This window comes from Yersinia rochesterensis, from assembly GCF_003600645.1.
Lineage (GTDB): Bacteria > Pseudomonadota > Gammaproteobacteria > Enterobacterales > Enterobacteriaceae > Yersinia > Yersinia rochesterensis.
Map to the genome: position 1 here is coordinate 3893944 of NZ_CP032482.1, position 23611 is coordinate 3917554.

Here is a 23611-nt window from a genome sequence, read left to right on the forward strand (position 1 = left end):
CTTAGCCAAACTCGCGCAGGCGATGCATCAATTTCACTATCGGCGATGATTGATTAGGGTCGCGATCATTCGTTCCCGTGATGACCACAGTCGCAGTGGTCCCCGCCGGGTAAGGATGCTGCTGAACGTCACTATCCAGGCGGATCTTCACTGGCACGCGCTGCGCCAGCCGTACCCATTCGAGATTATTATCAATGGTCGCCAGCCCTTTGCTATCCGCACTGCTGCTACTGTTGGTCACCCCCGCAGAGATACTGTCGACGGTGCCGTGCAGAATGCGGTTGCTGCCGAGCGGCGTGATTTCTGCCCGATACCCCGGTTTAACCCCTTCCAATTTGGTCTCTTCCAAATAAGCCAAGATATAGAAAGTGTCTTTCTTCACTAATGCAACGGCGGTGGCTCCGCGATTAATAAATTCTCCGGCATGGACATTCAGGTTGGTTACCCAGCCTTCAGCGGGCGGGCGCACTGTAGTTCGCTCCAGATCAAGCTGCGCTAAATCACGCACCGCAATAGCTTTCGCCAATTGATGACGGACGGTTTGTAGCACATTGCTGGATTGATCAATTTCTTCTTGTGACAGCGCCTGAACCCCTAAACGTTGGCGTCTGCCGGATTCCCGTTGTTTCTCAGCAGCCAGTGTTTGGTAATAAGCAACATCGGCCTCGGCTTCAGCCAGCGCTTGCTGATAGCGCGGCTGATCAATGACAAACAGGATTTGGCCTTTCTGCACCAATTGGTTGTCTTTTACCGGCACATCAGTAATTAAGCCACTGACATCTGGCGCAATCGCGACCACATCTGCGGTAAATTTTGCATCACGAGTCCACGGCGATTCGGTATAAAAAGCCCATACCTTAAAAACAGCGATAACAGCCAGTAAAACCACCAATAAGGTGATGCCGATGCGGATTATTTTTAATGCAAAAGTACTCACGGCGACCTCAGGAAGAAAGATGAGAAATTAAGTAAAAAAGGCAGCAATACAACGCGGTATTAAACAGTGCCGGATGCCAGACAAACTCATAAATACCAGTGGGTTGTAGTAATCTGCGCACCACAAAAAAAAGTGCCAGGGAAAGAAGCAGTTCAAGAAATATCGGCGGGAAAGACAGACCGAAAATCACCATCACCGGAAGCAAACTCATTCTTTAAATCCTTTTTGTTATTGGGTACCGGTGCCTCCACCTGAGTGAATAATCAGGCCGGTAACGAAACTCATCCAATCATTACAACCACAGCTAAAAGCAAGAACCATAAACCCATTCTATGAATTAAACTTAAATAACGAGTATAACTGTTGTTTGAATAAGACTCGGGCTACGTGGTTTTCAACCTTGAGGCGGTTCTCCCGACAGCAGTATATTAGCCTGCTTATTATCAGCTTATCTACAATGTGTGATCTAAATCACTTTTAAGCCAGAGTTAACAATCACTGTGAAAAAATCTATCTGGAGGGACTATGGAAAGATTAAAACGGATGTCAGTATTTGCCAAAGTGGTTGAGTGCGGATCTTTTACCGGTGCTGCACGGCAGTTGGAAATGAGTGTTTCTTCAATCAGCCAGACCGTATCAAAACTGGAAACAGAGCTAAATGTTAAGCTGCTTAACCGCAGCACCCGTCGTATTGGCCTGACAGAAGCAGGGCGGATTTATTATCAGGGCTGCCGACGCATGTTGCAGGAAGTACAAGAAGTTCATGAGCAACTGTATGCTTTTAACAACACGCCGACCGGCACACTGCGCATCGGTTGTTCATCAACAATGGCACAAAATGTGCTGGCAACCATGACAGCTGAGATGCTGAAAGAGTACCCCGGCCTGTCAGTTAATCTGGTCACCGGTATTCCGGCTCCGGACTTGATTGCCGATGGTTTGGATGTAGTGATCCGCGTGGGTGCCTTACAGGATTCTGGGCTATTTTCCCGCCGCCTCGGTTCGATGCCGATGGTCGTATGTGCCGCCAAAAGCTATTTGTTGCAGCATGGCACCCCTGAAAAACCCAGTGACATGACCAACTTCTCTTGGCTGGAATACAGTGTGCGGCCAGACAGTAATTTTGAATTGATTGCACCAGAAGGTATTACCACGCAAATATCGCCACAGGGGCGCTTTGTCACCAATGACTCACAGACCATGATTCGCTGGTTAAAGGCGGGTGCCGGAATCGCCTATGCACCCCTCATGTGGGTAATAGAAGAAATCAAGCGTGGTGAAGTTGAAGTTCTGTTTAAAAAATACCATTCAGATCCCCGGCCGGTATATGCGTTATATACCGAGAAAGATAAAATGCCCCTCAAAGTTCAAGTCTGCATTGATTATTTAACCGAGTATTTTAAGCGTGTCGCTGAGATATATCACAGTTATCGCTAGATAATTAGCTGGTATATATCTATAAATAACGCGATTTAGCGAGGAAACTCTCAATTTAATTGAGAATAATCCGATCTACTCAAGTTGACTGAGTTCGCCCAAGCGCTTCCAATATCTGAATATAGACTAAAAACTCTATATAGCGTTGTATACATAGCACATTTAAAACTATTTACCCGAGTGACTGGGGAATAAAATCAATGGATAAAAGAAGTTTAAATCAATAAATGTCTATTTTACATACGACATCACGAGCACTATATTAAAACGATCGCTCCGGCGGTCATAATATGTCAGCCACTAATACTTTCCCCAACAATATGGGAAAGTATTAGTGATAAATAAAAACTCTACGCCGTGCCACCCACGGTTAAATTATCCAGTTTCAGAGTCGGTTGACCGACCCCCACTGGTAGGCTTTGCCCCTCTTTGCCACACACTCCGACGCCTTTATCCAGCGCCAGATCGTTACCGACCATGGAAATCTGCTGCATAGCTTCAATGCCGGAGCCAATCAAGGTTGCACCTTTCACCGCGTGGGTGATTTTGCCTTTCTCAATTAAGTAAGCTTCGGAAGTTGAGAACACAAATTTGCCGGAGGTGATATCCACCTGACCACCACCAAAGTTAGGTGCATACAGGCCATATTCCACACTGGAGATGATCTCTTCCGGTGTCGATTTGCCCGCCAGCATATAAGTATTGGTCATGCGCGGCATCGGCAAATGGGCATAGGATTCACGGCGGCCATTACCGGTCGGCGCAACGCCCATCAGACGGGCATTCAGTTTATCCTGCATGTAACCTTTCAGAATACCGTTTTCAATCAGTACGTTGTACTGGCCCGGCACCCCTTCATCGTCGATGGCCAGTGAGCCACGGCGACCTTGCATCGTGCCATCGTCCACCACGGTACAGAGTTCTGAAGCCACCAATTTACCCATTTGGCCGCTGAATACGGAGCTGCCACGGCGGTTAAAATCGCCTTCCAACCCGTGACCAACCGCCTCATGCAGCAGCACGCCCGGCCAGCCTGCGCCTAATACTACCGGCATAGCACCGGCCGGAGCGGCAACGGCGGACAAATTAACCAATGCCATTCTGACCGCTTCATTAGCAAAATTATCAGCCCGCACTTCGCCATCGACGGTTTCCAGGAAGTAGTCATAGCCGAAACGGCCACCGCCACCGCTGGCACCGCGTTCGCGTTTGCCATTATCTTCCACCAATACACTGACCGACAGCCGCACCAGTGGGCGCACATCCGCCGCTAATGTGCCGTCGGTGGCAGCCACCAGAATTTGTTCATACACACCGGTCAGACTGGCGCTCACTTCTTGCACGCGTTTATCTGCAGCACGCGCCACTTTATCGACGCGATGTAGCAAGGCGATTTTGTCTTCCCGTGACAAGCTTTGTAGCGGGTCGAGCAGCGGATAAAGTGCTTGATGGCGAATCTCGCCTAAGGTATGCACTTTGCCGTTGCCGGTATCGCGCACGATACTGCGCGCCGCATGGGCACTTTGCTGTAAAGCATTCAGGGTGATTTGATCGGCATAGGCAAAACCGGTTTTTTCACCGCTGACCGCTCGCACGCCGACACCCTGATCAATATTGTAAGAGCCATCTTTGATGATGCTGTCTTCCAACACCCAGGCCTCGTGGTAGCTGGACTGGAAATACAGGTCAGCATAATCGAGGCGGCGTTCAGCCAACTGCCCCAATACTGAGAACAAGTCCTGATGGTTCAGCTTGTTAGCAGCGAGTAACTGCTCACTGACAAACGAGAGGCTCATAGTTTTCACTCTTTATTTAGATGATTATCATGAATTAGATGATAGTTTATGCGACTGCGGCACCAGCGGCGGTAGGAAGCGATTATGCTGCAATACCGGCATCTGATTACGAATAGTTTCTAAGCCCTTAGTGTCAATTTTGACTTTTAAGGCAGCCACCGCATCTGGGTTTTGGGCTAATATTTTCCCCCAAGCATCGACTGCCATGGTGTGGCCCCAAGTACGGCGGGTCGCGCCATGACGCCCGACCTGTGCAGCGGCCAGTATCACACACTGGTTTTCAATCGCCCGTGCGCGCAATAAAATTTCCCAGTGGGCCTCACCGGTCATTTTGGTAAAGGCCGATGGGACTGAAATAATCTCAGCCCCCTGCGCCCGTAGAGCTTGGAACAAGCCGGGGAAGCGCAAATCATAGCAAACCGTCATACCCAAGCGGCCTACCGGCGTATCCACCACGGTCAGTTGTTGCCCCGGCTGATAGGTATCCGATTCACGATAGCGGCCATGGGCGTCGTTTATATCCACATCAAACATATGGATTTTGTCATAGCGGGCTTTCAGCTCGCCCTGATTATCAAACAGTAAGCTACTGGTGGTAATAAGCTCCGGTGACTCCCGGCTTATCATTGGCATTGAACCCACTTGAATCCAGACATTATATTTGCGCGCCATCTCACGGACTTCTTGCTGCAATGGCCCGTCATTATGCTGTTCAGCATGGTGTCGGTATGAGGCGGCATTGGCAAATAGCAATGCATTCTCCGGCGTCATAACCAGTTGAATACCTGAGTTTAACTGTTTGATCTGCTGCTCAATTTGAGCCAGATTGTCACGGGTATTTTCACCGCTGCATAACTGTAATAATGCAACATTGGCATTTTTCATGGCGCCTTACTCTCCTTTAGTTGGCGTAATACTTCATGGATGGTTGGTTGATCCAAACTACCGGTAATCTGGTAGCGAATCAGCGAAACCTTGCTCCATAACGGCCCTAAAATCTTCGAGGCCGCAAATACTGCTGCCCCGACCACCGGATTAATTGCAAAAGCAGTTGCAACACCGACAGTGGCGGAAATCTCTGGTGTAATAACGGCTTCCATGGCTATCTGGCGTTTTGCCAAATCGACATTACCACTCATGGCAATATCAGCCGCTAGCCCATCAATGACTAAGTCATTGGTATGCATAACGCCATTTTTGATATTGGCGGTGCCGCGAATAGAATCAAACGCGAAGTCACGACTAAACGTATCACTAAAATCGAGCTGGAGCTTACGCAATAGTGCGTCAAAACTGACCAGCCGCAATAGTTGACCCGCACGCCCGCCACCAAGATCAGTCAGTAGCCCTCTACCCAATTTACCCTTTAATGTGCCATTGAGGGTATTTATCTGCGGTTGCCACGGAACCCCCTGCCAATTGACATCAGCATTGATATCAAACGAAGCATCTTTCATTGGCGTCATCAGGCCAAAGAACGAGATGGTTTCGTCGATTTTGGCCCCAGTCAGTGCCACATTGAGCTTGGTTTTATCACTGTCACCCTCTTGTTGCCATTGCCCGGTAACTTTAGCCCGCCCATTGCCCGCCTCAATAAGGCCATTGGTCAGCGCCAGAATATTGCCTTTGGGGGTCAAATCCGCATTAACCCGCCCAACATTCTGCCCCAAAATCCAACAAGATTTACAACGTAACTGTAGGGCTGGCCAGTCATGGAACGAAATTTTACTGGGGCTTTGTGGCTCCTGCAATGCCGCTTGTGCCAGTGGGGTTTTCTCTGCACCTGCCGCCCATTGTGGGTTGTAATAAAGATAATCGAAGTTAGCATGCCATGGCCCAAATTCAGCCATGAGCAAACTTCCGTCCACTTCCTGACCTTTCGCCGTGACTTTGGTCCCGGCGGGCAACGGCTCTACCATTAAAGCCAGCTCGTGCCAGGTTTGCCCACCGATCAATAGCTGCGGGGTCTGCAATATCAGTCGCTTAGGGAGAATGATATTGGATTCGCCGCCTTTTAGGGTCGGTCGAGCGGATGAGGCAAGAGGCGCACTGACTGCCGCAAATTCAGACCCGAGCAAGGCCAGCCAGCCCTCACCATCAAGGCCAGGTAACTTGAGCACTAAACCTTTATCCTCCGGCAATGGCGGTATTTTTTTGCTATCTGTTTTCAAAATAGCGGCGGTCTGCCAGATTGCGCGAGCTAGCTCTACCTGCTGCTTTTCTATCAGCCATTGGCTATTAAAAACATTATTACCGCCCGCACTGCCAGACAAGGTAAAACTCTCCAGCCCACCAACCGCCTGTATTTGTAGTGGCAAAGATTGACCACTTGATTTATCTAGCGGTGACGGTAAGTGACTGCTCACTTTCTTGAGGTCAGCGGTGACATCAATCTTATAATCTGGTTTACCCTGTTTGGGTAATTGCACCGCAACTTTACCTTGCCAGTTGACGCTGCCACTCAGCAATTTCGCTACATCGGCGGGTATACCTGGTAATTTAGCCGGTAACCAATCGCCGTGTAGCCCAACATTGACCAAAAAGTTTTTAGGCTGCTCTTTGGTAGTAAAATCAACAGTTAGTGGTTGCCCAAACCAGTTGGCTGATAAAATATCACTCTCAAGATTGCCATCATTGAAGCGGAATTTACCGCTGATATTCTCCAATTGGCTTTGCAGCGGCTTCACCAACAGGCTGTTATTTTTCAGTGTCACTTCACCGCTAGCATGTGTAATTCGGTTTTCTTCCAAGGGGATATCGAGATGTAAGCGCCCACTTACATTGCCCCCCACCTGCAATTCTTGCAGTGTTTCCGCCACTGAATCCTTCAAGGGCGTATCAATAAAGTAGTCATGGACGGCGTGCCCAGCACCTGCAACTTCAGCATCGACATACAGTTTTTCTTTCAGATAATCTGGAATTATTGCGCTGATATTACTGCCGGTAACCTTGCCCAGCATGGCGTGAGGCGCGTTCATCCACAGACCTTCATTGAGGAAATTGAGGTCAATAGCCAAATTGTCTAACGCCGGCCAATCGGGTTGGAACTGGAAAGTGGCGTTACGCAGCGGGACATAAACCTGGAACTGGCCTTCTTTATGTTTATAAGGGAAATCATGAGGATTACCGTTATAAATCAGTGTGGCATTATCCACTTGCCCACCCTGTAACGCCTCAGTCAGATAATCGGCCAGTTTCTCGCCCATTAACGTCACCGGGAAGTAGCGCCAAGCATCAGTAGCATCATACAGGCGGATACCACTCAGAATCTTGAGCCACGGCTGGCCAGTATTTGGCTGCATATAGTGGAAACTGCCATTGCCCCACAGTGATTTAGCCCGGACATCCAGCTTATCACTCCACAATTCCCAGCCTTTATCATCAACTTGCCAGTTCACTGCACCGCTAGCTTGACTCACCTCCAGTGGGGCGCGGAACATATTACCATAAGGTAATAGGCTGTTTTTTAAGTTGATATCCAGCCGCCCTTGCTCGGCAGAGCCACTGAGCGCACCGGCAAAATTATTCACCCCCGGCAACAGATCCCAATGCTGCCAACTGATATCGTGCCACTTGGCCTGAAAACGGGTCTTTGGCAGTTGGTTGATGGGAATATCCAATGCCAGCACATCGACGATCCCTTGGGGCTGTAAATCTGCTAAATGATTCATTAACTCAGGAGTAAAAAGTGACAAAGTGGGCAATATCGGCCCCACTCGCTCTAGCTGAATATTAGTGGCACGAATTCGTAACTCTTGAGATTGGTCTGGCCCAATAAACTGAGTATTTTCCGGCAACCACAGCGCAGATAGGTGCCCTTTTGGCCAAGGTTGGCCGTCAGTTTTGAGGCTCAATTCCGGCGCATCAATTTGCCAGCCATTACCATGGCGGCGGCCTTCCAGCACAAAATTATCCACCGCGAGTTGATGGGATTCGCCCCCCACTGTCCAATTGGCCTGCCCCTGATTGAGCAGCACATTGCCACTGTAGATTTCGCCACTTTTGATACTCAACCAGGCCGCCAGACTGAACTCGGCACTGTCTAACCCCGTATTATTATGCAGCCAACGGCTAATCCAAGGTTTCAAATCAATATTATCGGCCTGCATATAAACAGTGCCGTTGCTCAAAATCCCCTGATTATCATGCAGATCCATCCGCACCATCAGCACACCGTGCTGACCATTGATAGTCGACAGACTAATTTGCCCCTCAGCGCGATGCCGGCTTGGAGAGTTAAGCCAAGTCAGTTGTGGGATTTCTAATTCGGCGCGGGGGCCTGATGGGGTTAGGAATGAAATACGGCTGTTGCGCAGATCAAAATGATCTAGCTGGCGTAAGAAGATATCAGTGAGGGTGCTGGCTTCAAAGCTGCTGCCATTGTTTTGTTGCCGATCCAACGTGGTGTTGAGATCCAACTGCAACTGATAGAAAGTCATATCGCGGAATTGCCAGCGCCAATGCAGCAATGACTGCCATATATCAAGCGCCAGGGTCACCCGCTGCACCTGCCAATTGGCTTGCGGTAATTGAGCGCGAATATCACGCAATTCCAATGTCGGGCCAAAAGTTTCCCACGTCCCTTGCATGAACCCCACCTCCAGTGGAATTCCGCTAATAGACTGAACCTTGGTCACGATTTGCGCGCGATAGTCGTTGATAAGAGGCAGCATCATGCGTAGCCCACTGACCAACAGCGCCACCACCACAATTATTGTGGCGCCTGTCACAAACATTATCCGGGGCAGTCGCCTCACACTTCTCTCCTTGCCATCCGCTGCATGTGTGCAGCGGCTCCCGATAGAACCTATATATACAAAGGCCGGGAGGTGCTTACATCATCACCACATCAAATTGTTCTTGATTATACAGTGGCTCAATCTGGACTTTCACTTGCTTACCGACGAAGATTTCCACTTCAGCCAGCGCATGAGACTCTTCGCCTTTCAGCGCTTCGCCCACTGCCGGAGAAGCATAAACCAGGAAGCGGTCAGAATCATAAGCATGGTGAACACGGACAATCTCGCGCAAGATTTCATAGCACACGGTTTCCACTGATTTGACCGTGCCACGGCCACGGCAGGTCGGGCACTCATTGCACAGCACATGCTCGATGCTCTCCCGCGTGCGCTTGCGGGTCATTTCTACTAAGCCTAGCTGAGAGAAACCGTTAATACTGGTTTTTACCCGATCTTTACTCAGCGCTTGTTCCAGTGAATGCAAAACGCGCCGACGGTGTTCTTCATTACTCATGTCAATGAAATCAATAATGATAATCCCGCCCAGATTTCGCATCCGCAACTGGCGGGCGATAGCTTGAGTGGCCTCAATATTGGTATTGAAGATAGTTTCGTCAAGATTACGATGGCCGACAAATGCACCGGTGTTGATATCCACGGTGGTCATGGCTTCTGTCTGGTCAATAATCAGGTAACCGCCTGATTTTAATTCAACTTTGCGTTCTAAAGAGCGCTGTATTTCATTTTCGACATCAAAGAGATCAAAAATGGGTTGTTTACCCGCATACAGCTCCAGTTTCTCAGTCATTTCTGGAATATATTCACTGGTAAACTCCACCAGCAAATCATAAGTTAATTTGGAGTCGACACGGATTTTATCCAACGCAGCCCCGGCAAAGTCACGGAGCACCCGCTGCGCCAGTGCCATTTCACCATATAGCTTATATTTGGTGATATTGCGTTTTTTACGTTCCTGAACTTTCGTCCATAAGCGCTTAAGGAAGGCGGCATCAGCGGCCAGCTCTTCTTCACCAATCCCCTCCGCGGCGGTACGGATAATAAAACCGCCTTGCTCATCACAATACTCTGCCACGGTTTTTTTCAGGCGTTCGCGTTCAGCTTCACTTTCAATACGCTGGGAAACACCGACATGAGCAGCCCCTGGCATTAAGACCAGATAGCGGGAAGGTAGAGTGATATCGGTGGTCAAACGTGCGCCTTTGGTGCCCAGCGGGTCTTTCACCACCTGCACCATTAAATCCTGCCCCTGACGAACCAGTTCAGCGATATCGCGCACATTGAAATTTTTCTGCTCATCCCCAGCCACGCATTCGGTGTGGGGCATGATATCGGAAGCATGAAGAAAAGCGGCTTTATCCAGCCCGATATCGACAAAAGCCGCCTGCATGCCCGGTAACACCCGGCTAACACGGCCTTTGTAGATATTGCCGACGATGCCTCTTTTCGCTTCGCGCTCAATGTGAATTTCTTGCAGGATGCCACCATCAATGTAGGCAACCCGCGTTTCAGACGGTGTGATATTGACCAGTAATTCAGCTGTCATGACTTCCTCTCACATTACGCAGCGCAATGAAATGACTTAGTAATTCATGGGTTTCAACTAACGGCAGACCCACCACAGCATGGTAACTGCCGCTAATGGTTCTGACGAAACAACCACCTTTCCCCTGAATACCGTAAGCGCCCGCTTTGTCCATGGGTTCACCGGTAGCAATATAGTCACTGATTTCCAACTGAGATAACACGCGGAATGTCACATCTGTCACCACCATGGTAGATAACACCTCTTGTTTATCCGCCAGTGACACCGCTGTGATCACTTGATGTTGCTGCCCGGACAGCGCACTGAGTATTTCCTGCGCATGGGCTTTATCCCGTGGTTTTTCTAATACTTGCCCATTTAACACCACAATGGTATCGGCTCCAAGTACTGGCAGATCCTGTGGAGCGACCATCACCCCTGCTCGTGCTTTGTCCTGTGCCAAACGCTGGACATATTCTTGCGCACTTTCCTCTGGTCTCCGCAGCTCTTCAACTTCTGTTTTCAGCACCTCAAAAGGGACATCAAGCAGGGTTAATAATTCACGGCGGCGTGGAGAACCAGAAGCGAGATACAGGGCGGTCATGAGTCTTAAATCCTTATTGCACCGTAAATCGACGGCGAATTTTACGCATTAACAAAAATAGCCACGGCCATAGAATACCGTTGACCACACTACTCCAGAAGACTTCGGGGCGGAATGAGACATTACTGACTAAAAACTCAGACCAAAACACCACGACATCCATTGTCAGTGACAGCAACATCACAATGAGCGCCTGTTGCCACAGCGCCATATTGCGAAATAGCTGAAACTTAAACGCGACCAAATAAGCAATAATACTGAGCGCCAGCGCCCGCACCCCGAGAGTGGACCCCATAATAAGGTCCATAATCAGCCCGAGAATGAAACCCGTTCCCACATTCACCCGGTGCGGTAAGGCCATCACCCAATAAATTAAGACTAATGCTAGCCACGAAGGCCGGAACATATAAATTTGTTCAGGCCACGGCATAATTTGCAACACCATGGCAATCAGGAAAGATAACCAGATAACCCAACGGCCATTGCTGCTGTAGCGGTTCATGGTGATACTCCCGGAGCAGTCACTGCTGTTGGTGCCGTGTTTGCGGATGGTGCCGGAGGGCCCATCTCATCAGCAGCAGGTAATACTTGCGACATCATGGGAGCCAAACGTTCATTTGCGACCCGGCGAACTTCAGCGGGGGGGAGTGGAATATCGCCATTGCGATCGGCGCCCCACAATAACAGCAGATAACGTAAACGTTGCAAATCGGCGGTCGGACGCGCCTGAATCACTGTATAAGCGCGTTGGTTATCCACTTTGACCGAAGAAACCACGGCGACCGGATAACCCTCGGGGAAGCGCCCGCCCAAACCGGAGGTCACTAATACATCACCAACACGAATATCTGTATTGCTAGGTAAGTGCTCTAATAATAAGTCATCGGTGCAACCGCTACCGGCGGCAATCACCCGAATATCATTTCGCAAGACCTGGATAGGAAGCGCGTGGGAGGTATCACAAATCAATAAGACGCGGCTGGTTAATTTACTGACCGCAACAACCTGGCCCACGACACCCCGGTCACTGATAACTGGCTGGCCTTCATACACGCCATTGTTAGAGCCTTTATCGATAACTACTTGGTCACTATAAGGGTCTGTCCCGCTGGACATCACCTGAGTCACCATTTTTTGTTCATCCTGACGCAGCGGAGAACCGAGTAATTCACGTAACCGGTTGTTTTCCTGCTTAAACTGTCCAAGCAACTGTAGGTCAGTATTTTTCAGCAATAGCTCTTGGCGTAACGCACGGTTTTCCAGCTCTAACTGCTTATGGGTAGCCAGAGTTTCAGAAACGTTGTCGAGAACTTTACGTGGCCCATTGGCCAGAAAATAGAAAGGGCTAACGGCGGTGTCCATGTAGGTACGGATTTTAACAAATGTACCCAATCGGCTATCCGCAATAACCAAAACAATGGCTGCAAGAACGGCAAAAAACAACCGCAGTTGCAGGGATGGACCCCGGCTAAAAATCGGCTTCATAAATTATGCGTATTCCTTGGCGGCATGAAAGAAGAAGCGCCAAATCTGAATCATCCCTTCTCGTACTTGACGTTACAGCACTCTGCACGGCTTTCACTCACACGAATAACTGACCTGTGTCAGCGCATCCGAATTCGTTCCTTTGCCTGGCTGCAACGCCAATGACTTTACCTTGGGTATAGATTTATCCGACCGGCCCTTCTCCCTTTGGCTAACTATTCTTCGCTGAACAAATCGCCGCCATGCATGTCGATCATTTCCAACGCTTTACCACCACCTCGAGCGACGCAGGTCAATGGATCTTCTGCCACCACCACTGGGATGCCGGTCTCTTCCATCAGTAGGCGATCCAGGTTACGCAGCAATGCGCCACCACCGGTCAACACCATACCGCGCTCAGAGATATCAGATGCCAATTCTGGTGGACACTGTTCCAGCGCCACCATAACTGCACTAACAATACCGGTCAGCGGCTCTTGCAGCGCTTCAAGGATCTCATTGGAATTTAGCGTAAAGCCACGTGGTACACCTTCTGCAAGGTTACGGCCACGGACTTCAATTTCCAGAACTTCATCACCCGGATAAGCAGAACCGATGCTGTGCTTGATACGTTCAGCTGTCGCTTCACCAATCAGTGAACCGTAGTTACGGCGCACATAATTAATGATGGCTTCATCAAAGCGGTCACCACCGATACGCACGGAAGAAGAGTAAACCACACCGTTCAGAGAGATAACGGCCACTTCTGTGGTACCGCCACCAATATCCACAACCATTGAACCGGTCGCTTCAGAAACCGGTAAACCTGCGCCAATTGCCGCAGCCATAGGCTCTTCAATCAGAAACACTTCTCGGGCGCCTGCGCCCTGAGCTGATTCACGGATCGCACGGCGCTCAACCTGAGTTGCCCCGACCGGTACGCACACCAATACACGCGGACTCGGGCGCATAAAGCTGTTGCTGTGAACTTGCTTAATAAAGTGTTGCAGCATTTTTTCAGTGACAAAGAAATCGGCAATAACGCCGTCTTTCATCGGGCGAATAGCTGCGATATTGCCGGGGGTACGCCCAAGCATCTGTTTGGCATCATGGCCTACAGCCGCAACGCTCTTCGGTGAACCGGCACGATCCTGACGAATAGCAACCACTGAAGGTTCATTCAGTACAATGCCTTGTCCTTTTACATATATAAGGGTATTGGCGGTACCCAAGTCGATGGACAAGTCGTTGGAAAACATGCCACGAAATTTCTTAAACATAACGAAAGGATAATCCTGCAAGCTGGGGGCGGAAAATAAAATCCGCCTACTTTACCAACCACACGAAGCAGCGACAAGGCGCAAAAACGTCCTGATTCGGTGAAAAAGTAGCTGCGTTATTGACATCTCGTTTCATTCAGCCCCCATGTTGCTTGAAAAGGTTGAATAAACCCTCGACACAACACAGATTCTGCGCAACGACCGGCGTAACACAGCACATAAAATCTAACATTTAACCTGATTCTCGTCGGAAGTAAGTGCCCACCAACGATTTACGGAAATGACTGACACATTCTACGTTAATTTTTGCTCAACGATCAGGCTAAACATGTCCCTAATACGAATATTTTTTCTTTCCGGGGTTTAAAAGCGTTGGCGGAGCAAAAAAATTGCCCTGTCCACCATAAACACCCTTTTCTTTCAGCGTTTGCCATTCTTCACGGGTAAGAACTTCTGCTGCAAAAACTTTTACATGTGTTCCCGCACAGGCACCGGTCAGGCTTTCGACAAACAACTGATTTTCATAACGCAAATTAATGCTTCTGACTAATCCTGGATGAAGTTTAATCATTTCAACCCGGAGAGACTTAATGTATGACGTACTGACAACTGTCAATCCGGCTTGTGACACCATAACCTTGCAGCCTACACCGAGTAACAAACGCATCATCGGACGGATTTGGCTGATATATTGACACACATCTGCCTCTGCAAGTTCAAAGATAATTCGCTCTCGATCAGATTTTCTGCATTGCAACAGCGTATCCCGCAGCCAGCGCTGGAAAGGACGCTGCAATAATGAATCAACGCTGATAGAAAATGCCAGAGTTTCGTCCGGCCATAAAGCTAATAAAGGAATTATCCGATCAATTTTTTGACGGTCATATCGCTCACCCAGACCGAATAATTGTACCAGTGGTGTAAATTCAGCAGCCCGTAATTCTTGTTCACCATCATATATGCGGCTCATTATTTCACGATGGTGAATTTTACCATCAACGGTAACCGCCGGTTTCTGATAAAGCCGTGGGCCACCATTAGCCAGTGTTTGTTCTAACAAAGTGCGCCATTTGACACTGCCACGCCCTTTTTCTGCTACTTTGGTATCGTACACATACCAGCCATTCCCCCCATACATCGCCGCATTTTTGGTCGCTTGTCCAGCATTATCCATTACTTGTTCGGCTGAATCGCCATTGCGATACGCCACAATACCAATATGCAGCAATGACTCACGGTCAATAACATGTGGCTCGGGTAACGACCCGACTGCATGGACTAATTGTGCGGCCATAACAGCGGCATCTTTTAGTGTTTTATGGGGCAGTAAAATCGCAATGTCACTCTGATGGTAACGCGCAAATAACGCAGAGGGATGGCGAGTAACAAAGGTAGAAAGCAGGTTAATCAGCGAATGCATCAGTTCTTGAACCTGCTGGTGATCGCCTGTTTCAATTAGGCTATCAAAGTCCGGCAACTGCACCATCATAACCACCCCATGAGCGCCGGATTCCTCCATTTGAGTCGTCAACTGATTATCAAAAAATTGGCGATTACTGAAGCCGGTTTCGGCATCCTGCGCGGCAAAAGTACGAATCAAAGTATCAACGCGATTACGCTCTTCCCGAACTTCTATCAACTCAGCCAATAGATGATCAATAGCGCGGCTGGCGCAAAGTGGCCATTCATGACCTTCGCTATGAATAGCGTGTTCACGTTCGCCATTCAGAATACGTTTGGCTCGCCACTCAAGTTTTTCCTGACCTGCGGTCTGCTCACGCAGCCAACGGAAGCTTAGCAGGAGTGTCATCGCGACAATCACGGCCACCAATGACAAAATCGCGACAGCATAAAGTGAGCGAGCATAGCTACTCAAGGGGTCAATATAGCTGAAATGCATTGAAGTCCCTGGTTGATGCAGCATCGGTACCACCAGGCTACGATAGCGGCTTTGACTGTTCCAGGGAGCATAAATGGCGGGGAGTTTTAGTTGGTATAACGTGCTGTTTTCATTCTGGACGCTAACTTCCAACACGCCCAGGGTTCGCATCATTATAGGCAGCCATTCACGTTCTTTATCAGCAGGTTGTAGCAACAATGACTGATCATAAGCTGTTACGATGCTCTGGAGGCGATGCTCCATTTTTTTCTGACACAAATAAAAAAAACTGGCCGTGCTACCCAGTAACACTAAACACATAGCCAATACGACCAGCAAGGTCATAAACACAGAAAGTTTGGTTGTAAATCGCATCCTTTAACCTTGCGAAGCGCAATTCAGTGAAAAAAATGCCTCTGTTCCTTTGAGGAAGACACTATATGACAAATTGCCACCATAATACTGATTTTTTACCTCATAATACGACCATAACTCCATAACTCAGCCTTTTTCACAGAACTTCTGGTGAATCCTCTTTCAAGGATAGTCACGGACGAAATCATCGGCCTCATTTTTGTTCTTGATCAGGCTATAAGGTTGATGTTGTCGCTATATTGACTCACTCTTAATCTATACCTTTCTGCATTCATACTATCTATAGGTGTTATATGCGAGCGCTTGTACTTGAGCAAACTGAAGGCCGGACTACCGCAGAAGTGCGCGAAATATCCCCGTCACAATTGCCAGCCGGTAATGTCACCGTTGATGTTAATTGGTCCAGCTTGAATTATAAGGATGCACTGGCTATCACGGGCAAAGGGAAGATTATCCGTGAATTTCCCATGGTGCCGGGTATCGATTTTGCCGGCACCGTCCACAGCAGTGAAGATCCGCGTTTTCATGTCGGCCAGTCAGTTTTACTGACGGGATGGGGCGTGGGGGAAAATCATTGGGGTGGGTTGGCAGAGCAAGCTCGTGTCAACGGCGACTGGCTAGTACCGATGCCTGAAGGGTTAGAGCCGCGTAAGGCCATGATTATCGGTACGGCTGGTTTTACCGCGATGCTGTGTGTCATGGCGTTGGAGGAAGGTGGCGTGACACCAGAAAGTGGCGAAGTGGTGGTCACCGGGGCCAGTGGTGGCGTCGGTAGCACAGCAATCGCCCTACTTGCAGCACTGGGTTATAAAATCGCCGCCATTTCTGGCCGTGACAGTAACAGTGACTATCTAAAAGGCCTCGGTGCTCATCGGGTATTGTCACGTAACGATTATCTTGATGCTTCCCGCCCATTGGAAAAACAGTTATGGGCGGGTGCCATTGATACTGTTGGCGACAAATTACTGGCTAAAGTGTTGGCTCAGATGAATTACAACGGCACCGTGGCCGCTTGTGGTTTAGCTGGCGGCTATTCGCTCCCGACGACCGTGATGCCCTTTATTCTGCGCAATGTGCGGTTGCAAGGGATAGATTCAGTGATGACACCGCAACAGCGCCGTCTACAAGCTTGGCAACGCTTACAGGAAATTTTGCCTGAAAGCTTCTATCAACAAGCTTCGCAAGCTATCACACTCGCCGATGCCCCGACCATCGCCGCTCGCCTATTGGCGAACGAAATTACCGGTAGAACCTTGGTAAAAGTTCGCTAATTCACAGCCACTGGGGAGAGTGTCATGCTCCCCAGTTTATTATCCGTATTGTAATGATTTTCAAATTTCTCTCCGCCCCCCTAGCACTTGTCCCTATAAGCCGCCATGATTAATATCAATAAGGCCGATATGCTTCCCCCTGTTTGATGGAGTCATTTTATGCGCAACTTTTTATCCCATTCCCTGCGTAATGCTGCCACGCCACGCAAGCTAACCGAAGCAGATGTCACCCCAGAAAGTATTTTTTATCAGCGCCGTAAGGTGTTGCAAGCATTGGGGATTACTGCTGCTACACTGGCATTGCCCACATCTGCGCAAGCTGATTTGCTGGCATGGTTTAAAGGGAATAATCGCCCCAAAGCCCCGTCTGGCAAGCCGCTGGATTTCACTCAATCAACGGTTTACCACCCAGATTTGGCGCTAACCCCGGAAGATAAAGTCACCGGCTATAATAATTTCTATGAATTCGGCTTGGATAAGGCCGATCCTGCCGCCAATGCTGGCACACTGAAAACCGAAGACTGGCAGATAAAGATCGACGGTGACGTCGCCAAGCCCATGACACTCGATATTGATGACCTGATAAAACGCTTCCCATTAGAAGAGCGCATTTATCGGATGCGCTGCGTAGAAGCCTGGTCGATGGTAGTGCCGTGGATTGGGTTTGAATTGGGCAAATTGCTTAAGCTGGTTGAACCCACCAGCAATGCTCGCTATGTCGCATTCCAGACACTTTATGCACCGGATCAAATGCCGGGGCAGGAAGATCGTTTTATTGGCGGCGGCCTGAAATACCCTTATGTCGAAGGATTGCGACTGGATGAGGCAATGCACCCATTGGCCTTTATGACACTGGGCGTGTATGGCAAGGCCCTACCGCCACAAAATGGCGCGCCGCTGCGGCTCATCACCCCATGGAAATACGGTTTTAAAGGCATAAAATCCATTGTTCATATTCGCCTGACTCATGATCAGCCACCGACTACCTGGAACCTGAGTGCGCCCAACGAATATGGTTTTTATGCCAATGTGAACCCTCATGTGAACCATCCGCGCTGGTCGCAAGCAACTGAGCGCTTTATCGGCTCAGGCGGTATCCTAGATGTTCAGCGCCAGCCAACACTGTTATTTAACGGTTATGCCGATCAAGTCGCATCACTCTACCGTGGTTTGGATCTGCGGGAGAATTTCTGATGCGGCTCAGTTTACGGCAAATTAAGTGGCTAAAAGTGGCTATCTGGTTGGCGACCGCACTCCCCTTTTTGTGGCTAATTTTATCTGTAGATCAAGGTTGGTTCAGTGCCGACCCGGCTAAAGATATTCAGCATTTCACCGGGCTAATGACCCTAAAATTATTATTGGCGACACTGCTGGTCACGCCACTGGCGCGCTATGGCAAACAGCCGTTGTTAATCCGCTGCCGCCGGTTGTTGGGTTTATGGTGTTTTGCCTGGGGAACACTACATTTGGTCAGCTACTCGGTACTGGAACTTGGGCTGAGTAATATTGATTTACTGGGGCGTGAGCTGGTCACCCGCCCTTACCTGACATTGGGCATAATAAGTTGGCTATTGTTACTGTCACTGGCGGTGACATCCACCTTGTGGGCGCAACGAAAAATGGGAGCCAACTGGCAAAAATTGCATAATTTGGTGTATGTTGTCGCCATTCTTGCACCAATTCATTATCTTTGGTCGGTCAAAACGCTATCGCCATTCCCCATTATTTACGCGGTGATAGCAGCAATATTATTGGCGCTACGCTATAAAAAATTTCGCCAATGGTGCCGCTAAAAACCTGAGCTTTTCATCGGTCATTATCTTTTTCTATTGAATATCTTCGCTGATAAGACCAGTATTTAGCTGCTAATTGCTACGATATCATTATAATGCCCGACCTTAATGCCGATCGCAGTGTCAAATTCGTCGTAAAAAGGTGACAAATCGGTGACATCAGGTTATTTTTTACGATGATGGACTAATTGCCGGAGATACCAGCACAATGTCGGATAAGTTTCACATTTTGCTTCTGAATGGCCCTAACTTGAATCTGCTTGGAACACGTGAACCGGAAAAGTACGGTCACACTACATTGGCTGATATTGTCAGCCAATTAGAGACTCAAGCTCAGGGAATGGATGTGGTGCTATCCCATTTGCAGTCAAATGCAGAACATGTGCTGATTGATAGAATTCACCAAGCACGGGGTAATACCGATTTTATCCTGATCAACCCGGCAGCGTTTACACATACCAGTGTTGCACTGCGCGATGCATTGTTAGGTGTGCAGATCCCGTTTATCGAGGTCCACTTATCTAATGTGCATGCCCGGGAGCCTTTCCGTCATCATTCATATCTCTCTGATATCGCGGTTGGCGTAATCTGTGGACTTGGCGCAGATGGCTATAACTTTGCTTTACAGGCAGCGGTAAATCGCTTGTCAAAATCCAACTAATGCAACACAAAAAGAGTACGGAATCACACTCATGGATATTCGTAAGATTAAGAAACTGATCGAACTGGTTGAAGAATCCGGCATTTCAGAGCTGGAAATCTCAGAAGGCGAAGAGTCAGTACGCATCAGTCGTGCTCCTGCCGCACCAAACTACCCAATGATGCAACAGCCGTATGCTTTTGCTGCGCCGCAGCAACAACCTGCTCTGGCCGCTGCTGTCGCTCCAGCACCTGCTGAAGCCGCTGCCCCTGCTGCTATCAGTGGCCATATCGTGCGCTCCCCAATGGTCGGTACTTTCTACCGCACCCCGAGCCCGGATGCTAAACCCTTCATTGAAGTAGGTCAGAAAGTTTCTGTTGGTGACACTCTTTGCATCGTTGAAGCGATGAAAATGATGAACCAAATCGAAGCAGATAAATCCGGTACTGTAAAAGCCATTCTGGTTGAAGACGGTCAACCGGTTGAATTCGACGAGCCTCTTGTCGTCATCGAATAACGAGGCGTTCCATGCTTGATAAAATCGTAATCGCTAACCGCGGTGAGATTGCGCTACGCATCCTGCGAGCTTGTAAAGAGCTGGGGATCAAAACTGTGGCAGTTCACTCTGTTGCAGACCGTGATCTTAAACACGTGTTATTGGCTGACGAGACTGTCTGTATCGGTCCCGCACCTTCTGTTAAAAGCTATCTGAACATTCCGGCAATCATTTCTGCTGCGGAGATCACCGGCGCGGTGGCTATTCACCCCGGCTATGGTTTCCTGTCTGAAAATGCTGATTTTGCCGAACAGGTAGAACGTTCAGGTTTCATCTTCATCGGCCCGCGTGCCGAAACCATTCGCCTGATGGGTGACAAGGTTTCGGCAATAAATGCCATGAAGAAAGCTGGTGTACCTTGTGTACCTGGCTCTGACGGCCCACTGGATGACGACACAACCAAGAATAAAGCCTTTGCCAAACGAATCGGTTATCCGGTCATTATCAAGGCATCAGGTGGTGGTGGTGGTCGTGGTATGCGTGTGGTTCGTCACGACAAAGATCTGGAGCAATCCATTAACATGACCCGTGCGGAAGCCAAAGCGGCTTTCAATAACGACATGGTTTATATGGAGAAATACCTGGAAAACCCACGCCATATCGAAATTCAGATTTTGGCTGACGGTCAGGGTAATGCTATCTATCTGGCTGAGCGCGACTGTTCTATGCAGCGCCGCCACCAGAAAGTGGTTGAAGAGGCACCAGCGCCAGGTATCACCAGCGAAATGCGCCGTTATATCGGTGAACGCTGCGCGAAAGCCTGTGTGGAAATCGGCTATCGTGGTGCGGGGACTTTCGAGTTCCTGTATGAAAACGGCGAGTTCTATTTCATCGAAATGAACACCCGTATTCAGGTTGAACACCCGGTTACCGAAATGATCACCGGTGTTGATTTGATCAAAGAACAGCTGCGGATCGCTGCGGGCCAACCTCTCTCCATCAAACAAGATGAAGTGAAAGTCCACGGCCACGCAGTAGAGTGCCGTATCAACGCCGAAGACCCGAATACCTTCCTGCCGAGTCCGGGTAAAATTACCCGTTTCCATGCGCCGGGCGGTTTTGGAGTGCGTTGGGAGTCTCATATTTACGCCGGCTATACCGTGCCGCCATATTATGACTCCATGATCGGCAAACTTATCACTTACGGTGAAAACCGTGATGTTGCGATTGCCCGCATGAAAAACGCGCTGGCAGAACTCATTATCGATGGCATCAAGACCAACGTTGAGTTACAGCAACGCATCATGAACGACGAAAACTTCCAGCATGGTGGCACCAATATCCACTATCTGGAGAAAAAACTCGGGTTGCAAGAAACCTGATTTTTTCGCCTTTCATGAGCTTTACCTTTTATATCAGGGCCGGTAAATTACCGGCCTTTTTCTTTTCATTTGATTAATTTTCTTTTGATTAATAGGGTCGGCATTTCGCATAGTGGTAGCTAATCACACTGCAAGGCTAAGATAAGAATGGGATTTCCCAAATTAGTTGGCCTCGCAGCTAGGCAGCAAACAAATGAATCCCGATGAGCTGACTCAGGTCAGTGATTCGGGTGAATGAGTGCAGCTAACAACGCTGTTGTGCCAAGTACGAAGGGTATTGGAGAGAATATGGACACAAGGTTCCTACAAGCCAATAAAGAAGCGCGCTGGGCCTTTGGCTTAACGCTGGCTTATCTGGCTGGGTGGATAATAACGGCTTATTTACCAGGCAATATTCCCGGTATAAGCGGCCTGCCCGCTTGGTTTGAAGCGGCCTGTATTGCGCTGCCACTGCTATTTATTGTGCTGTGCTGGTTAATGGTGCGTGTGATATTTCGCGATATTCCACTGGAGGATGACAATGCAAACTGATGTCATTCTGCCATTAGTGGGCTATCTGGCCATGGTATTTGGCTTATCCGTCTATGCTTATACCCGCCGTAAAACCGGGAATTTTCTTAACGAATACTTCATCGGCAACCGTTCGATGGGCGGATTTGTCCTGGCAATGACCTTGACCGCCACTTATATCAGTGCCAGTTCATTTATTGGCGGGCCGGGTGCTGCTTATAAATACGGCCTGGGCTGGGTGTTATTGGCAATGATTCAATTGCCAGCGGTGTGGCTGTCTCTGGGAGTATTGGGTAAGAAATTTGCCATTCTGGCGCGACGTTATAATGCCGTGACCCTCAACGACATGCTGTATGCCCGCTATCAAAGCCGCCTATTGGTGTGGTTGGCCAGCATCAGCTTGTTGGTGGCGTTTGTCGGGGCCATGACAGTGCAGTTTATCGGTGGCGCGCGCTTGCTGGAAACCGCAGCGGGCATCCCTTATGACACTGGCTTGTTGATTTTCGGTATCAGTATCGCGCTGTATACCTCTTTTGGTGGTTTCCGTGCCAGCGTGCTAAATGATGCTTTACAAGGCATGGTGATGTTGGTCGGCACTATTTTACTGTTGGTGGCGGTTATCCATGCCGCAGGTGGGCTGCACAAAGCCGTCGAGACTCTACAGCATATAGATCCGGCGCTGGTCTCCCCTCAAGGGGGCGATCAAATCCTCGACTTGCCGTTTATGGCATCATTCTGGATCTTGGTGTGCTTTGGAGTTATTGGCCTACCGCATACCGCAGTGCGTTGCATTTCGTATCGTGATAGTAAAGCCGTGCATCGCGGCATCATCCTCGGCACCATTGTGGTGGCAATCTTGATGTTCGGTATGCATCTGGCTGGCGCATTAGGCCGGGCGATCCTGCCGGACCTGAAGATCCCGGATCAAGTGATCCCCACACTGATGATCACCGTGCTGCCGCCCTTTGCTGCTGGGATCTTTCTGGCCGCGCCGATGGCGGCGATTATGTCGACCATCAATGCCCAGTTACTGCAATCCTCCGCAACTATTGTGAAAGATTTATACCTCAATTTATGGCCAGAAGAGCTGAAAAATGAGCGTAAGTTAGCGCGTATTTCCAGCATGTCGACACTGATCCTCGGGCTATTATTGCTACTTGCCGCCTGGCGACCACCCGAAATGATTATCTGGTTGAATCTGTTGGCCTTTGGTGGTCTGGAGGCGGTATTCCTCTGGCCATTGGTGCTAGGATTATACTGGGAGCGCGCCAATGCCCATGGTGCCCTTAGCGCAATGATTGTCGGCGCGGTATGCTATACCGTACTGGCCAGTTTCGATATTAAGATAGCCGGCCTGCACCCAATAGTGCCCTCGCTGGTGCTTAATCTGCTGGCGTTCTATATCGGGAATCAGTTTGGCGACAGGGCGCGAACACGCCGGCCCGTGGTTGTCAGCACTGAATAA

General features: G+C 49.2%; 20 protein-coding genes. 9 read left to right on the forward strand and 11 right to left on the reverse strand.

The window, feature by feature from the left end; translation table 11 throughout:
- Window position 1 precedes the first annotated feature (1 nt).
- Complete coding sequence (gene aaeA, locus DXZ79_RS18100) at window positions 2-937, reverse strand: p-hydroxybenzoic acid efflux pump subunit AaeA (protein ID WP_120011521.1); 936 nt, start codon at window positions 935-937, stop codon at window positions 2-4.
- Between the two features lie 7 nt (window positions 938-944).
- Window positions 945-1148: a p-hydroxybenzoic acid efflux pump operon protein AaeX gene (aaeX, locus tag DXZ79_RS18105; RefSeq protein ID WP_038638656.1), complete on the reverse strand. Its 204-nt coding sequence runs from the start codon at window positions 1146-1148 to the stop codon at window positions 945-947.
- A 314-nt stretch (window positions 1149-1462) separates the two neighbouring features.
- Here aaeX and aaeR point away from each other — a divergent pair, with 314 nt between their 5' ends.
- Entirely contained in the window at window positions 1463-2374 is a 912-nt protein-coding gene (aaeR, locus tag DXZ79_RS18110) for an HTH-type transcriptional activator AaeR (RefSeq protein ID WP_038638653.1), read from the forward strand.
- Window positions 2375-2724: 350 nt separating this feature from the next.
- Here aaeR and tldD read toward each other — a convergent pair whose 3' ends face one another.
- The 9 genes from tldD to csrD all read right to left on the reverse strand — a co-directional run bounded on the left by tldD (window position 2725) and on the right by csrD (window position 16054).
- On the reverse strand, window positions 2725-4170 hold the full coding sequence (gene tldD / locus DXZ79_RS18115; protein WP_038638650.1) for a metalloprotease TldD: 1446 nt from the start codon (window positions 4168-4170) through the stop codon (window positions 2725-2727).
- 27 nt (window positions 4171-4197) lie between these two features.
- Complete coding sequence (gene nit1 / locus DXZ79_RS18120; RefSeq protein ID WP_038638648.1) at window positions 4198-5055, reverse strand: deaminated glutathione amidase; 858 nt, start codon at window positions 5053-5055, stop codon at window positions 4198-4200.
- Window positions 5052-8927 carry an AsmA2 domain-containing protein YhdP gene (yhdP, locus tag DXZ79_RS18125; RefSeq protein WP_120011522.1) on the reverse strand — a complete coding sequence of 1292 codons (3876 nt, stop codon included), beginning with the start codon at window positions 8925-8927 and terminating at the stop codon, window positions 5052-5054. Before yhdP ends, nit1 begins: the two co-directional genes overlap by 4 nt.
- Before the next feature lie 76 nt (window positions 8928-9003).
- A complete protein-coding gene (gene rng / locus DXZ79_RS18130; RefSeq protein ID WP_038638642.1) occupies window positions 9004-10473 on the reverse strand; it encodes a ribonuclease G in 1470 nt (489 codons plus the stop codon).
- Window positions 10463-11056 (reverse strand): Maf family protein, encoded by a 594-nt coding sequence (locus DXZ79_RS18135; protein WP_038638639.1) that lies wholly within the window; start codon window positions 11054-11056, stop codon window positions 10463-10465. The genes rng and DXZ79_RS18135 overlap by 11 nt, the downstream gene beginning before the upstream one ends.
- Before the next feature lie 13 nt (window positions 11057-11069).
- The gene (gene mreD / locus DXZ79_RS18140; RefSeq protein WP_038638637.1) at window positions 11070-11558 is read right to left on the reverse strand and encodes a rod shape-determining protein MreD; all 489 of its coding nucleotides are present in this window, start codon (window positions 11556-11558) and stop codon (window positions 11070-11072) included.
- Window positions 11555-12541: a rod shape-determining protein MreC gene (mreC, locus tag DXZ79_RS18145; RefSeq protein WP_038638634.1), complete on the reverse strand. Its 987-nt coding sequence runs from the start codon at window positions 12539-12541 to the stop codon at window positions 11555-11557. Before mreC ends, mreD begins: the two co-directional genes overlap by 4 nt.
- A gap of 215 nt (window positions 12542-12756) precedes the next feature.
- Window positions 12757-13800: a rod shape-determining protein MreB gene (mreB, locus tag DXZ79_RS18150; protein ID WP_002228205.1), complete on the reverse strand. Its 1044-nt coding sequence runs from the start codon at window positions 13798-13800 to the stop codon at window positions 12757-12759.
- Window positions 13801-14134: 334 nt separating this feature from the next.
- Complete coding sequence (gene csrD, locus DXZ79_RS18155) at window positions 14135-16054, reverse strand: RNase E specificity factor CsrD (protein WP_038638629.1); 1920 nt, start codon at window positions 16052-16054, stop codon at window positions 14135-14137.
- Between the two features lie 293 nt (window positions 16055-16347).
- Between csrD and acuI the strand changes: the two genes are divergently transcribed.
- From acuI to panF, 8 genes are all read left to right on the forward strand, one after another.
- Window positions 16348-17325, forward strand: coding sequence for an acrylyl-CoA reductase (NADPH) (gene acuI / locus DXZ79_RS18160; RefSeq protein WP_038638625.1), 978 nt, complete (start codon window positions 16348-16350; stop codon window positions 17323-17325).
- Window positions 17326-17484: 159 nt separating this feature from the next.
- Entirely contained in the window at window positions 17485-18519 is a 1035-nt protein-coding gene (gene msrP / locus DXZ79_RS18165; protein ID WP_038638622.1) for a protein-methionine-sulfoxide reductase catalytic subunit MsrP, read from the forward strand.
- Complete coding sequence (msrQ, locus tag DXZ79_RS18170; RefSeq protein WP_120011523.1) at window positions 18519-19118, forward strand: protein-methionine-sulfoxide reductase heme-binding subunit MsrQ; 600 nt, start codon at window positions 18519-18521, stop codon at window positions 19116-19118. Before msrP ends, msrQ begins: the two co-directional genes overlap by 1 nt.
- Before the next feature lie 208 nt (window positions 19119-19326).
- A complete protein-coding gene (aroQ, locus tag DXZ79_RS18175; protein WP_038638616.1) occupies window positions 19327-19779 on the forward strand; it encodes a type II 3-dehydroquinate dehydratase in 453 nt (150 codons plus the stop codon).
- Between the two features lie 31 nt (window positions 19780-19810).
- Complete coding sequence (gene accB, locus DXZ79_RS18180; RefSeq protein ID WP_038638613.1) at window positions 19811-20275, forward strand: acetyl-CoA carboxylase biotin carboxyl carrier protein; 465 nt, start codon at window positions 19811-19813, stop codon at window positions 20273-20275.
- A gap of 11 nt (window positions 20276-20286) precedes the next feature.
- The gene (gene accC / locus DXZ79_RS18185) at window positions 20287-21636 is read left to right on the forward strand and encodes an acetyl-CoA carboxylase biotin carboxylase subunit (protein WP_011817284.1); all 1350 of its coding nucleotides are present in this window, start codon (window positions 20287-20289) and stop codon (window positions 21634-21636) included.
- A gap of 288 nt (window positions 21637-21924) precedes the next feature.
- Window positions 21925-22167, forward strand: a complete 243-nt coding sequence (locus DXZ79_RS18190) for a YhdT family protein (protein WP_038638609.1) — start codon at window positions 21925-21927, stop codon at window positions 22165-22167.
- Window positions 22157-23611 (forward strand): sodium/pantothenate symporter, encoded by a 1455-nt coding sequence (panF, locus tag DXZ79_RS18195; RefSeq protein WP_038638606.1) that lies wholly within the window; start codon window positions 22157-22159, stop codon window positions 23609-23611. Before DXZ79_RS18190 ends, panF begins: the two co-directional genes overlap by 11 nt.